This is a genomic window from Microbacterium sp. BK668 (assembly GCF_004362195.1).
Taxonomy (GTDB): domain Bacteria; phylum Actinomycetota; class Actinomycetes; order Actinomycetales; family Microbacteriaceae; genus Microbacterium.
On the sequence record NZ_SNWG01000001.1, the window covers coordinates 15,031 to 27,306 of the forward strand.

A 12,276-nucleotide genomic window follows, 5' to 3' on the forward strand; every position below is an offset into this window, starting at 1 on the left:
GTACAAAGGGCGGATGCCGCCGCCCGCGTCAGAGCTTGCGCAGGAGCACCCGCTCCACCGCGTGGTCCGCCGCCTTGTGCAGCACGAGCGTCGCGCGGTGCCGCGTCGGCTTGACGTTCTCCTCGAGGTTGGGAAGGTTGATGTCGTTCCAGAAGCCGAGGGCCATGGAGACGGCCTCCTCGTCCGTCAGCTCCGCGAACACCTTGAAGTAGGAGGTGGGGTTGGCGAAGGCCGCGCGGCGGAGGGCCAGGAACCGCTCGACGTACCACTGCGTGATGTGCTCGGTCGCGGCATCCACGTAGATCGAGAAGTCGAACAGGTCGCTCACGGCCACGTCGTTGGGCTGCGGCGGGGGCTGCAGCACGTTGAGCCCCTCGACGATGACGACGTCGGGCCGGCGCACGGTGACGTGGGCGTCGGGGACGATGTCGTAGCGCAGGTGCGAGTAGAACGGCGCATGCGCCTCGGCGGCGCCGCTCTTGACGTCGGTGAGGAACTGCACCAGCGCACGGCGGTCGTACGACTCGGGGAAGCCCTTGCGGCCCATGAGCCCCCGGCGCTCCAGCTCGGCGTTGGGGTAGAGGAAGCCGTCGGTCGTCACGAGCTCGACCCGCGGGGTGCCGGGCCAGCGACTCACGAGCTCGCGCAGCAGGCGCGCGATCGTCGACTTGCCGACAGCCACCGAGCCCGCGACGCCGATGACGAAGGGCGTCGTGGTGTCGGGCTCCTGCAGGAACCCGGCCGTGTCGGCGCCGAGGCGCTTCGTCGCCGTCGCGTAGAGGCTGAGGAGGCGGCTGAGGGGAAGGTAGACCTCCCGCACCTCGGCGAGGTCGAGCCGGTCGCCGAGCCCTCGCAGCTGCACGACCTCCGTCTCGGACAGGGGCTGCGTGAGCCCTCCCGAGAGCCGCGACCACTCCGCGCGGCCGATCTCGCGGTAGAGCGCGGGGCTCAGATCCGAGTCACCGTCGTCGATCTCGGCGACGGTGGCGGCGGAGTCGTCTCCGGGAATCGCTGCTGCGGCGGACATCGGGCCCATCGTATCCGCCCCCCTCGGGGCGGCGGCCACTCGCCCGTTGCGGGTCGCGTCGTCCCTGTAGCCTCGACCCGTGCGCCTGGGAGTCCTCGACATCGGCTCGAACACCGTCCACCTTCTCGTCGCCGACGCCCGCCCGGGCGGCCGGCCACTGGCCACCACGAGTCAGCGGACCGTGCTGCGACTCATGCGCTATCTCGCGCCGGACGGATCGATCACCGACGAAGGGGTCGCGGCACTCGTCGCGGCGGTCACCGAGGCGCGGGCGGTGGCGCTCGCCGAGAACGTCGACGAGCTGCTCGCCACGGCCACCTCGGCCGTCCGCGAGGCGACCAACGGCCCGGCGGTGATCGCGCTCCTCGAGCAGGCACTCGGCCAGGAGCTGCAGGTGCTCGGCGGCGAGTCCGAGGCGCGCTTCACCTTCCTCGCCGTGAGGCGGTGGTTCGGCTGGGCCGCCGGCCAGATCCTGCTCTTCGACATCGGCGGCGGTTCGCTCGAGCTCGCCTCCGGTGCCGACGAGCTGCCGGATGTCGCGGCATCCGTCCCTCTCGGCGCCGGCCGCATGACGGTGCAGTTCCTCCCCGAAGACCCGCCCGGCGAAGACGCCGTCGAGGCGCTTCGCGCCCACGCGCGCCGCACGCTCGCCCCGGTCGCCGAGCGGCTCCTCGCCGAGCCGCGACCCGACCACGTCGTGGGATCGTCGAAGGCGATCCGCTCGCTCGCGAAGCTCGCCGGCTACCCCGTGCCCGGATCGAGCGGACTCGAGGGGATGCTGCTCCCCCGCGCCGCCCTCGGCTCGTGGATTCCTCGGCTCTCGCGCATCCCCGCCTCGGCGCGACAGGAGCTGCCCGGAATCACTCCCGACCGCGCGTTCCAGATCGTCGCGGGAGCCGTCGTCCTGCACACCGCCATGACGATGCTGAAGGTGGACGAGCTCGAGGTGAGTCCGTGGGCCCTCCGCGAGGGCGTCCTGCTGCGGTACATCGAGGCGATGTCGTGGGGCTGAGCGGGTGACCGGCCGCGTGGGCGGTGGACGCGGGCGGGGGCCGTGCTCCATGATTCCCTCATGGCCGCACGATCCGCGGCGATTCGAACGCCCGACCAGCGACTCCGCGTCTTCGTCAGCTCCACTCTGAAGGAGCTCGAGCCGGAGCGGCGTGCCGTGCGCTCGGCGGTCGAGTCCCTGCAGCTGGCGCCCGTCATGTTCGAGCTCGGCGCGCGGCCGCACCCTCCCCGCGACCTCTACCGCTCGTACCTCGCGCAGAGCGACGTCTTCGTGGGGATCTACGGCGAGCGCTACGGCTGGGTCGCGCCCGGTGAGACCGTCTCGGGCCTGGAGGACGAGTACGCGCTTTCGGGCTCCCTCCCCCACCTGATGTACGTCAAGCAGCCCGCCCCGCAGCGCGAGGACCGGCTCGACGGGCTCCTGGATCGCATCCGCAACGACGACCTGAGCTCCTACAAGTCGTTCTCGACGCCCGAGGAGCTGGCGGACCTCGTTCGCGGCGACCTCGCGACGCTCCTCGCCGAGCGCTTCGACGCGACGCGGGCCGCGGCATCCGTCGTCGCCGACGCCCTCGACGTGCCCGACATCCCGGCGCCGTACTCGGCCATCGTGGGACGCGAGGCGGAGCAGCGCGACGTGCTCGCCCTCTTGGCGAGGCCGGACATCCGACTCGTCACCCTCGTCGGACCGGGCGGGATCGGCAAGTCCCGGCTCGCGATCGAGATCGCCGACGCCGTCGCCGACACGGGGCGCGACGTGGCGTTCGCGCTCCTGGAGGCGGTCACCGCTCCCGAGCGCGTCATCGTCGCCATCGCCCGGGCGCTCGGAGTCCGTGATGCCGGAGGTGAGGGCTCGCTCGAGGACCGCGTCGGAATCGCGCTCGCCGACCGCGACCTGCTGCTCGTCGTCGACAACATGGAGCACGTCCTGCCGGCGGCTGAGCTGCTCGCTCGCCTGATCACCGAGGCGCCCCGGCTGCAGCTGCTCGTGACCAGCCGCTCGCCGCTGCGGCTGCGGGCGGAGCACGTGTACGAGGTCGGGCCGCTCGGCGTGCCGTCGCAGGACGAGGACGGAGCGGGTCCCGCCGGATCGGCCGTGACCCTCTTCGAGCAGCGCGCGGCGGCGGTGCGGCCCGGCTTCCGGGTGACTCCCGCGAACGCCGCAGCCGTCGTCGGCATCTGCCGGGCGGTCGACGGCGTCCCGCTGGCGATCGAGCTCGCCGCCGCCCGCGTGCGCTCGCTGTCCGTCGAGCAGATCCTCCAGCGCCTGGACTCGGCGCTGACGCTGCTCGTCGGCGGAGCGCGGGATCTGCCGGAGCGGCAGCGCGCCCTGCGCAGCACGATGGAGTGGAGCTTCCAGCTGCTCGACGAGGACTCGCGCGCGGCCCTCCAGGCGCTGTCGGTGTTCTCGGGCGGTTTCACCCTGGAGTCGGCCGAAGCCGTGCTGCTGACGGGCGGCACACCGGATCCCCTCGCAGCGCTCGAGGCACTCGTCGACGCGAGCCTCCTCGGGTCCTCCGAGCAGCGCGGAACGACGGTGTTCCGGCTGCTCTCGCTCGTGCGGGCCTACGCCCGGCAGACGATGACGCCGGAGCAGGCCGACAGCGCCACGCGGACGTGGATCGATCACTACCGGGCGGTGGCGACGGATGCCGAGGCCGGCGTCCGCGGGCGGGACCAGGCCCGCTGGCTCGAGCGGCTCGACCTCGAGACCGAGAACCTCGCGGGGGTCGTGCGCGCCATGCTGGATCGCCGAGAGCTCGACGAGGCCGCCGGCTACCTCTGGGTTCTCTACCTGTATCTGTGGATCGGCGGCTATCTCGGCGTCGTCCAGGCGTGGGCGTCCGAGCTGCTCGACGTCGCCGAGCGCGAGCAGCGCCCGCTCAGCACGCAGGCGCGCGCCGTCGCCGAGTACTACACCAACGCGATCCGCTATTGGCGCGACCCCGGCTTCGACACCGCACCGGGCATGGCCCGCAGCCGCGACCTCTTCCTGGAAGCCGGCGATGTCTTCGGGGGCGCACTGGCGCGCGTGTCGCTGGGACTTGCGCTCCTCACGGCGACCGGCGGCGCCGACTTCGCCCGCGCCCGGGCCGAGCTGGAGCAGAGCCTCGCCGAGTTCCGGTCCGCCTCGGACGCATGGGGCCAGGCCATGGCCCTCGTCATGATCGGCCGCATCGACATGCTGCAGGGCGACCTCGTGAGCGCGCGGGAGCGGTTCGACGGGAGCCTCCGCCTCGCCTCCGAGCAGGGGGAGCGTCTCGGGATCGTCATCGCGATGAACCACCGAGGATGGTCGAGGTTCCTCGCGGGAGACCTCGACGGCGCCCGCCGGGATTTCACGGACGGCATGGACATCTCCCTCGCGCTGGGGCACGACGAGAGCCTGGCCTACGGGCTTGAGTCGTTCGTGGCGCTCGCCGCCGCGGCCGGCGATGCACGCCGCGCGGGGCTCCTGCTGGGCGCAGCGCAGACCGTCAGGCGGCGGAAGGGCTTCCTCAACCCCGGCGCCTTCGAGTTCTACATGGTGCCGCTCGCGGCCCTGCGCGAAGCGGGCCTCGGCGACGACCTCGATCGGGCGGTGACGGAGGGCCTGACGCTCAGCGTCGCGGAGGCGCTGGAGTGGATCCGTGGGTGATCGCCGGGCCGACGACCGGGTCCTGCCGATCACCCGCTGGGTCGCGCTCGCGATCGTGCCCTTCCTGGTGGTGGCGGCCTTCCTGCTCTTCGCCTTCCCCCAGCGCACCGGCGAGCTCTTCGCGTGGGCGATCGCCGTCCCCCTGTCGGCGTTCTTCCTCGCCTCCGCGTACGTCGGGGGGATCTGGTTCTTCGTCGGCGTCGTGCGCGCCCGGCGCTGGCATTCCGTGAAGCACGGATTCCCCGCCGTCGTCGTGTTCGCCGGCGCCCTCCTTCTGGCGACTCTGCTGCACCTCGACCGGTTCTCGCAGAATCTCTCGTTCGCCGTGTGGATGGCCCTGTACGCCACGACGCCGTTCGTCGTCGCCGCGCTGGCCGTCGTGCAGAGCCCCCGTGATCCGCGTACGCCTGATTCCGTGGATGCCGCGATCCCCCGGCGCTGGCGGTACGTCCTCGCCGGGATCGGCGCGGCGGCCTTGGCGTTCGGCGCGGTGGTGTTCGTCGCACCCCAGTTCGCGATGGGCTTCTGGGCGTGGCCGCTCACGCCGCTGACGGCGCAGGTCACCGGTGCCGTGCTGACCCTCACCGGAGTCGTCAACGCCGGGCTTCTGTGGGACGACCGGTGGAGCGCGTTCCGGACGCTCTTCCAGGCGCAGCTGCTCAGCCTCGTCGCGATCTCCGTCTCGCTCGTGGCGCGCCGGGACGATCTGCTGTGGGAGCGTCCGATGACGTTCGGGCTCCTGGTGCTCGTCGGCGGGGCGCTCGTCCTCTACGCCGTCTTCACGCTGCGCTGCGAGGCGCTCTCACGCCGCGCCACGGCATCCCTCCGCGCGTGATGACGTGCTCGCGCGCAGTCGCGGGCATCCGGTGGGAGCCGAAGGCGCAGGCGGGTTCAGCTCGCGGGCTCGAGCGCGAGACGGTCGCGGACGACGTCGGCCAGCCTCTCGGCGGCGCCCCGCGCGGCCGCCTCGTCCGCGGCCTCGACCATGACGCGGACGAGGGGCTCGGTGCCGCTCGCCCGCAGCAGCACGCGTCCGGTGTCGGCCAGCTCCGCCTCGACCTCGGCGACGGCTGCGAGGACGACCTCGTCGCTCTTGGCGCGCGAGCGGTCGACGCCGCGGACGTTGACGAGCACCTGCGGATAGACCGTCATGATCGACGCCAGCTCCGCCAGCGTCTTGCCCTGACGCGCCATCTCGCCGACCAGGTGCAAGCCGGTGAGCAGGCCGTCGCCCGTGGTGGCGTACTCGCTCATGATGACGTGGCCCGACTGCTCGCCGCCGAGGGCGAAGCCGCCCTCGTCCATGCGCTCGAGGACGTAACGGTCGCCGACAGCGGTCTGTTCGACGCGGATCCCGTGCTCGGCCATGGCGCGGTGGAGGCCGAGATTGCTCATGACGGTCGCGACGAGCGTGTCGTGCGCGAGACGGCCGCGCTCCTTCATCGAGACCGCGAGGATCGCCATGATCTGATCGCCGTCGACGATGCGCCCGTTCGCGTCGACCGCAAGGCAGCGATCGGCGTCGCCGTCGTGGGCGATGCCGAGGTCGGCGCCCGCCTCCACCACTGCGCGCGCTAGCTGGTCGAGGTGCGTCGAGCCGACGCCTTCGTTGATGTTCAGCCCGTCGGGGTCGGCGCCGATCACGGTCACCGTCGCGCCGGCATCGCGGAACGTCTCGGGGGACACGCCGGCGGCGGCGCCGTGCGCACAGTCGAGGACGACGTGGATGCCGTCGAGGCGGTGCGTGAGCGACGCGAGGAGGTGCACGACGTAGCGGTCCTCGGCGTCGGCGAAGCGGCGGATGCGACCGACCTCCGCGCCGGTGGGCTGGAGCTTGGGCCCGGCCATCGCCGTCTCGATGCGCTGCTCCACGATGTCGGGGAGCTTGACGCCGCCGCGGGCGAAGATCTTAATGCCGTTGTCGGGCGCGGGGTTGTGCGACGCCGAGACCATGACGCCGAAGTCGGCGTCGGTGTCGGCGATGAGGAACGCCGTCGCCGGGGTCGGCAGGACGCCGGCTTCGAGGACGTCGACGCCCGACGACGCCAGGCCCGCGGCGACCGCCGCGGCGAGGAACTCACCGGAGATGCGGGGATCGCGGGCGACGACCGCCGTGAGGCGCTTACCGGCGGCGCGGCGGGCGTCGGCAGTACGGCCCTGGCCCAGGACGACAGCGGTCGCCTGGGCCAGGGTGAGAGCGAGGTCGGCGGTGAGGGGGCCGTTGGCCAGCCCCCGCACCCCGTCCGTGCCGAAAAGCGGCATCGGATGCGACTCGCTTTAGCGCTTCGAGTACTGAGGCGCCTTGCGGGCCTTCTTGAGACCGGCCTTCTTGCGCTCCTTCACGCGGGCGTCGCGCGAGAGGAAGCCGGCCTTCTTGAGCGTCGGGCGGTTGTTCTCGACGTCGATCTCGTTCAGCGCACGGGCGATGCCGAGGCGCAGCGCGCCGGCCTGGCCCGAGGGGCCGCCGCCCGAGATGCGTGCGATGACGTCGTACGCGCCGGTGAGGTTCAGCACCGTGAAGGGGTCGGTGATGAGCTGCTGGTGGAGCTTGTTCGGGAAGTAGTCCTCGAACGTACGGCCGTTGACCGTGATGGTGCCGGTGCCGGGGACGAGGCGCACGCGCGCGATCGCCTCCTTGCGACGGCCGACAGCGGCGCCGGGGACCGAGAGCACGGGGCGCTCGGCGGCGACGGCCTCCTGGTCGACCGGGGTCTCGGTCGAGTAGTTGCTGAGGTCTGCGGAATCCTGGATCTTCGCCACGAGTGTGTCCTTATTCTGGGCGGCGCTTACTGGGCGACCTGGTCGAAGGTGTAGGTCTTGGGCTGCTGGGCGGCGTGCGGGTGGGCCTCACCGGCGTACACCTTCAGCTTCGACAGCTGCTGGCGGCCCAGGCTGTTCTTGGGGAGCATGCCGCGGACGGCCTTCTCCACGGCGCGGACGGGGTTCTTCTCGAGGAGCTCCTCGTAGCTGACCGCCTTGAGGCCGCCCGGGTAGCCCGAGTGGCGGTAGGCCATCTTCTTCTGAAGCTTCTGGCCCGTGAGGGCGACCTTGTCGGCGTTGACGATGATGACGAAGTCACCGGTGTCGACGTGGTTGGCGAAGGTGGCCTTGTGCTTGCCGCGGAGGAGGGCCGCCGCGTGCGAGGCGAGGCGTCCGAGGACGACGTCGGTCGCGTCGATGACCAGCCACTCGCGCTGGACTTCGCCAGCCTTGGGGGTGAAAGTGCGCGTCACAGTAGTGCTGCTTTCTAGATCGAACGGAGAGGTTCGTGAATCCCGCTCCGGGGTGCTTCGCGGTGTCGGTCCCCGAGTTCGTCGAGGGGCGAAGACGCCAGTGGAGGGCTCACGTTCGCGGTGCCGGGTCAGCCGAGCCGGACACCAAAGGTCGAGTCTACGGCATCCGGATGCCTCGTCCAAACCGGGCGGGGACGAGGGAGGGCCCCCGGCCGGCTTGGGGATGCGCCTGGGGAAGCGCCCGACCGGGGACCTGTCCATACACGTCATGGGGCCATGAAGCCCGGACGCGAGTCATACGTCCCGCGGAACGTGATACGGGAGGCGGTACCAGACTATCGGAGGGGATCCGGCAGCCGGACAACCGATACGCGATGGACGCGTAGTCGACAGGTTGCGGCGAACACCGCCGGAGCCGCGGACACGATGTCGTCCGCCGGAGTCGCCTGCGGCGATGTCTGCCCTCATCCCCGAGGGGTCACCGATCCGGGAAGCCGGCGCGCGGCGCGGTAAGCTTGCGAGTCGTCGCAGCGTCCGTACCCCCCAAGCGGCGCATCCCTCGCTCGCCGGAGAGTGTCATGGAGTTGTTCGCCGTCCTTCTGTCCGTGATGGCCGTATGGACCGCGGTCGGCATCGTCCTCGCCGTCGCGATCGGTCGCGCGTCGGCGGCCGCGGAGCACGAGTACCAGCTCAGCGCCCTGAGCCGCGGCATCCGCCTGCCGGAGGACCCCTCCGGTGGGACGCCGGAACCCGACGCCCGAGCGGAACGTCCCGAGGTGACGGACGAACTCCACCGCCGGGGCAACTCGATGAACCGGCCCTGATCGTCCGCATCGGCGTCGGCCTGTCACCTTCCCGAAATCGCCCCTTCATGCAGCGTCTCTAGGGTCGGACCATGACTACTTCCTCGATCAAGGCGGTCATCCCCGCTGCAGGCCTCGGTACGCGCTTCCTTCCCGCCACCAAGGCGATGCCGAAGGAGATGCTGCCCGTCGTCGACAAGCCCGCCATCCAGTACGTGGTCGAAGAGGCGGTGGCCGCCGGCATCGATGACATCCTCGTGATCATCGGGCGCAACAAGAACGCGCTGGCCAACCACTTCGACCGGGTCACCGAGCTCGAGCACACGCTTGAGCAGAAGGGCGACCACAGCAAGCTCGAGCGCGTCATGCAGCCGAGCTCGCTCGCCGACATCCACTTCGTGCGCCAGGGCGACCCCAAGGGTCTCGGGCACGCCGTCCTCCGGGCCAAGAAGCACGTCGGCAACGAGACATTCGCGGTGATGCTGGGCGACGACCTGATCGACGCCCGCGACCCCCTCCTCGCGCGCATGATCGAAGTCTCGACGTCTCAGTCGGCAACCGTGGTCGCCCTCATGCGGGTCGACCCGTCGCAGATCCACCTCTATGGGTGCGCAGACGTCGACCCGACCGACGAGGATGACGTCGTTTCCATCAAGGGGCTGGTCGAGAAGCCTTCGCCGGCCGATGCGCCGAGCGACCTGGCCATCATCGGCCGATACGTGCTCAAGCCCGAGATCTTCGACGTCCTCGACGAGACCGAGCCCGGCAAGGGCGGCGAGATCCAGCTGACAGACGCCCTCGAGGTTCTCGCGGCTGACACGTCGATCGCGGGTCCGGTCCTGGGGGTTGTCTTCGATGGACGACGCTACGACACGGGGGACCGCCTCGAGTATCTGAAGTCCAGCATCCAGCTCGCCCTCGACCGGGACGACCTCGGACCCGACCTCGCCGCGTGGATCAAGGAGATCTCGCCCGCGCTGCCCGCATGACCGGTCAGCGCGGCCCTCGACGAGCGTCGTCACGAGAGGGCCCGGCATGACGATCAGGACGCCGGGCCGCCCAGGGGTCCCCGCACGGATCATCGGCATCGTGCTGCTGGCCGCTTACCTCGCGCTGGGGGCGACGATCGTGCTGTGGCCGCAGCGCGTGGACGGCGACTCCCTGGACGTCTACCGCGTGCTCTACCAGCTCTACGGGCGCGGAATGCCGAGATGGATCACCTACGACGTCGTGCAGTTCGCGGCGAACGTCGTGCTGGCGGCGCCGATGGCCTTCTTCCTGGCGATGATCCTGCCGGGGAGACTGTGGTGGGTCGCCGCACTCCTCTGCTCGGCACTGTTCGGTCTCGGCGAGGCAGCCCAGTTCTTCCTGCCCTCGCGCATGCCGAGCGTCTGGGATGTCGTCGCCAACTCCGCAGGAGCCGTGATCGGCGCTCTTCTCTGGCGGGGAACGGGCGGACGGCCACGGAGTCGACGCTTCTACTGACCTCTCGTGCCGCAGACGTCATCCTCGACGCCATCGGCACCGAGTGATCGGCTGAACCGCTCGGAGGCTGATCTCAGCCTCCGAGCAGCTTCTCCCGCAGTGCAGAGGTCACGTGGTCTCCGTGGGTCAGCGTCCACGTCCTGGTCAGGTGATTGGAGTCCCGGTACATGAGGACGTCGTCCTGCACGACGCGGCAGGTTCGATCGTCGCAGTAGTCGTCGGCGGTATCGAGGAACGTGAATCCGGGCTCGACCGGGACATCGAGAGCGGCCAGCTCTCTGTAGACGGCGTCCCGATCGATCGAGCAGCCCGACTCGCCGAACACGTCGAGGCACACCGGTACATCGTTCGGGAACCACGGATTGTCTCGCAGAGCGAGCACCGGGATGCCGGCGTCTGCAAGCTCGTCGAAGTAGAGGCGATAGGCGTCGGGGATCTGCTCACGGCCGTCGATCGACCGCGACCCGATCGTGACGACGAGAGACGGCCGATCGGCGATGATGCTCTCGAGTGCTGCGGTAGACCACTCGGCACACGAGGGGTGGAAGCTGACGTCGTCGAACGCGTCCACCTCTCCGAAGACGCATCCGCTCTTCGTCATCGAGACGACTCGCGCGTCCGTCTCTTCCGCGACGCTTCTGACGGCATCCAGCCATTGCAGGGAATGCGACCCTCCTACCAGCACGATGGTGCGTGACCCCTCCACCACGCCCGACTCGCACACCGTCAGTTCGGCTGACCGGATCGTCTGGTGACACCCGTCGCTGTACGCATCGACATTGTCGTCACGGGCATAGATCGGCGCAGGCACGGGCGCTGCGGTGATCGGCTCACCCGCCACATGCGCGGCGACGTCGCTCGCTGCCGCCGAGTACGCCTCGGCGGCAGTGCGGTTCCAGAGCCAGACCGCACTCGCCGCCGGCACCATCAGGAGAAGGCAGGCGATGACTGTCGCCGTCGCAGATCGGCGAAGGAATGCGGAGCTGCGAACAGGGACCTCGACCAGCTTCGTCGTAGCCACTGCGAGCACCGCCGACACGACGAGGATTGCAAGCCCCGCGAAGAAGTGCATGTCGTCGCCGAACTGCAGGCGATAGAAGATCAGCAGCGGCCAGTGCCACAGGTAGAAGGCGAATGACGACTCAGCGAACCACAGGACGGGACGCGCCCGGAGGATGCGTGGCTCGCGAGAGTTCCAGGCGCTGACGATGATGAGTATCGCAGCGCCGGCCGGAACGAGCGCGATCGCGCCGGGGAACATGGTGGACAGGTCGAAGATCGCTCCCAGACTCAACAGGACGATGAGGCCGAGCCAGCCGAGAGCGGCCGCGATCGTCTTGTTGCGAAGCTCTCGCGTGAGGAGGATCGCCGCGAGGACGCCGGCCATGAATTCCCAGAGGCGAGTGAGAGTGCTGAAGTAGGCGACCGGCTGGTCGACCGCCGTCAAATAGACCGAGTAGGCGAATGAAGCGAGGAAGATGACGCTCGCCATGACGGCGACGATCTTGCGCGGCTCTCGACCGACGCGCACCGCGACAGCGACAGCCGATGCCACAAGGAGCGGAAAGATCACGTAGAACTGCACCTGCAGCGACAGCGCCCAGAACTGTTGGAACGGCGACGCCATCGCCCCTTGTTGGAGATAGTCCGTCGCGGAACGGATCAGCTGCCAGTTCTCACCGAAGATGATGCTGGCGACGCCGTGCGTGATGGTCGTATCCCACAGCGCAGGCGGTATCCAGAACCGCCCCGCCACCACGGTGGCGAAGATGACGACCGCCGCGGACGGGATGACTCGGCGCGCGGTCCGGAGGTGGTATCGACCGATGAACGATGCGCGACGGGAAGAGTCGATCGTCGCCAGCTTGAGAAGCGACAGCGTGGCGAAGTATCCGGCCACCACGAAGAACACGTCGACGCCGCCGGAGACGCGGCCGAACCAGATGTGGTAGATCGCGACCAGCAGCGCAGCGATCGTGCGCAGTCCCTGGACGCCGGTGAGATAGCGCTTCGGCGGGCCGGCCGTCGATGGCGAGCCCGATCGCGTCGTGCTGGTGTCGGTGACCATCAGCATCGGCT

11 protein-coding genes are annotated in these 12,276 nt (G+C 70.0%); 6 read left to right on the plus strand and 5 right to left on the minus strand.

The window, feature by feature from the left end; all coding sequences use genetic code 11:
• Positions 1-28: 28 nt before the first annotated feature.
• On the minus strand, positions 29-1,027 hold the full coding sequence (gene coaA, locus EV279_RS00080; RefSeq protein WP_166644397.1) for a type I pantothenate kinase: 999 nt from the start codon (positions 1,025-1,027) through the stop codon (positions 29-31).
• Between the two features lie 79 nt (positions 1,028-1,106).
• Between coaA and EV279_RS00085 the strand changes: the two genes are divergently transcribed.
• From EV279_RS00085 to EV279_RS00095, 3 genes are read left to right on the plus strand one after another with little or no spacing between them, the layout of a single operon-like run.
• Positions 1,107-2,039: a Ppx/GppA phosphatase family protein gene (locus tag EV279_RS00085; RefSeq protein WP_133540834.1), complete on the plus strand. Its 933-nt coding sequence runs from the start codon at positions 1,107-1,109 to the stop codon at positions 2,037-2,039.
• Positions 2,040-2,099: 60 nt separating this feature from the next.
• Positions 2,100-4,676 carry a DUF4062 domain-containing protein gene (locus EV279_RS00090; RefSeq protein ID WP_133540835.1) on the plus strand — a complete coding sequence of 859 codons (2,577 nt, stop codon included), beginning with the start codon at positions 2,100-2,102 and terminating at the stop codon, positions 4,674-4,676.
• Positions 4,669-5,511: a hypothetical protein gene (locus EV279_RS00095; RefSeq protein WP_133540837.1), complete on the plus strand. Its 843-nt coding sequence runs from the start codon at positions 4,669-4,671 to the stop codon at positions 5,509-5,511. The genes EV279_RS00090 and EV279_RS00095 overlap by 8 nt, the downstream gene beginning before the upstream one ends.
• Positions 5,512-5,567: 56 nt before the next feature.
• Here EV279_RS00095 and glmM read toward each other — a convergent pair whose 3' ends face one another.
• From glmM to rplM, 3 genes are read right to left on the minus strand one after another with little or no spacing between them, the layout of a single operon-like run.
• Positions 5,568-6,938, minus strand: a complete 1,371-nt coding sequence (glmM, locus tag EV279_RS00100) for a phosphoglucosamine mutase (protein WP_133540839.1) — start codon at positions 6,936-6,938, stop codon at positions 5,568-5,570.
• A gap of 15 nt (positions 6,939-6,953) precedes the next feature.
• Complete coding sequence (gene rpsI / locus EV279_RS00105) at positions 6,954-7,436, minus strand: 30S ribosomal protein S9 (RefSeq protein ID WP_133540841.1); 483 nt, start codon at positions 7,434-7,436, stop codon at positions 6,954-6,956.
• Between the two features lie 26 nt (positions 7,437-7,462).
• Positions 7,463-7,909 (minus strand): 50S ribosomal protein L13, encoded by a 447-nt coding sequence (rplM, locus tag EV279_RS00110; RefSeq protein ID WP_133540843.1) that lies wholly within the window; start codon positions 7,907-7,909, stop codon positions 7,463-7,465.
• Between the two features lie 578 nt (positions 7,910-8,487).
• On the opposite strand from rplM, the gene EV279_RS00115 reads away from it, so the two are divergent.
• The 3 genes from EV279_RS00115 to EV279_RS00125 all read left to right on the plus strand — a co-directional run bounded on the left by EV279_RS00115 (position 8,488) and on the right by EV279_RS00125 (position 10,197).
• Complete coding sequence (locus tag EV279_RS00115) at positions 8,488-8,733, plus strand: hypothetical protein (RefSeq protein WP_133540845.1); 246 nt, start codon at positions 8,488-8,490, stop codon at positions 8,731-8,733.
• A gap of 71 nt (positions 8,734-8,804) precedes the next feature.
• Positions 8,805-9,701: a UTP--glucose-1-phosphate uridylyltransferase GalU gene (gene galU, locus EV279_RS00120; RefSeq protein ID WP_133540847.1), complete on the plus strand. Its 897-nt coding sequence runs from the start codon at positions 8,805-8,807 to the stop codon at positions 9,699-9,701.
• Between the two features lie 46 nt (positions 9,702-9,747).
• Positions 9,748-10,197 carry a VanZ family protein gene (locus EV279_RS00125; protein ID WP_133540849.1) on the plus strand — a complete coding sequence of 150 codons (450 nt, stop codon included), beginning with the start codon at positions 9,748-9,750 and terminating at the stop codon, positions 10,195-10,197.
• 73 nt (positions 10,198-10,270) lie between these two features.
• On the opposite strand, the gene EV279_RS00130 is transcribed toward EV279_RS00125, so the two are convergent.
• Entirely contained in the window at positions 10,271-12,265 is a 1,995-nt protein-coding gene (locus tag EV279_RS00130; RefSeq protein ID WP_166644398.1) for an acyltransferase family protein, read from the minus strand.
• Positions 12,266-12,276 lie beyond the last annotated feature (11 nt).

Coding starts and splice junctions, on each gene's coding strand:
- galU (WP_133540847.1), top strand. CDS start 8,805: ATGACTACTTCCTCGATCAAGGCGGTCATCCCCGCTGCAGGCCTCGGT.
- EV279_RS00115 (WP_133540845.1), top strand. CDS start 8,488: ATGGAGTTGTTCGCCGTCCTTCTGTCCGTGATGGCCGTATGGACCGCG.
- glmM (WP_133540839.1), bottom strand. CDS start 6,938: ATGCCGCTTTTCGGCACGGACGGGGTGCGGGGGCTGGCCAACGGCCCC.
- EV279_RS00125 (WP_133540849.1), top strand. CDS start 9,748: ATGACGATCAGGACGCCGGGCCGCCCAGGGGTCCCCGCACGGATCATC.
- EV279_RS00090 (WP_133540835.1), top strand. CDS start 2,100: ATGGCCGCACGATCCGCGGCGATTCGAACGCCCGACCAGCGACTCCGC.
- EV279_RS00130 (WP_166644398.1), bottom strand. CDS start 12,265: ATGGTCACCGACACCAGCACGACGCGATCGGGCTCGCCATCGACGGCC.
- coaA (WP_166644397.1), bottom strand. CDS start 1,027: ATGTCCGCCGCAGCAGCGATTCCCGGAGACGACTCCGCCGCCACCGTC.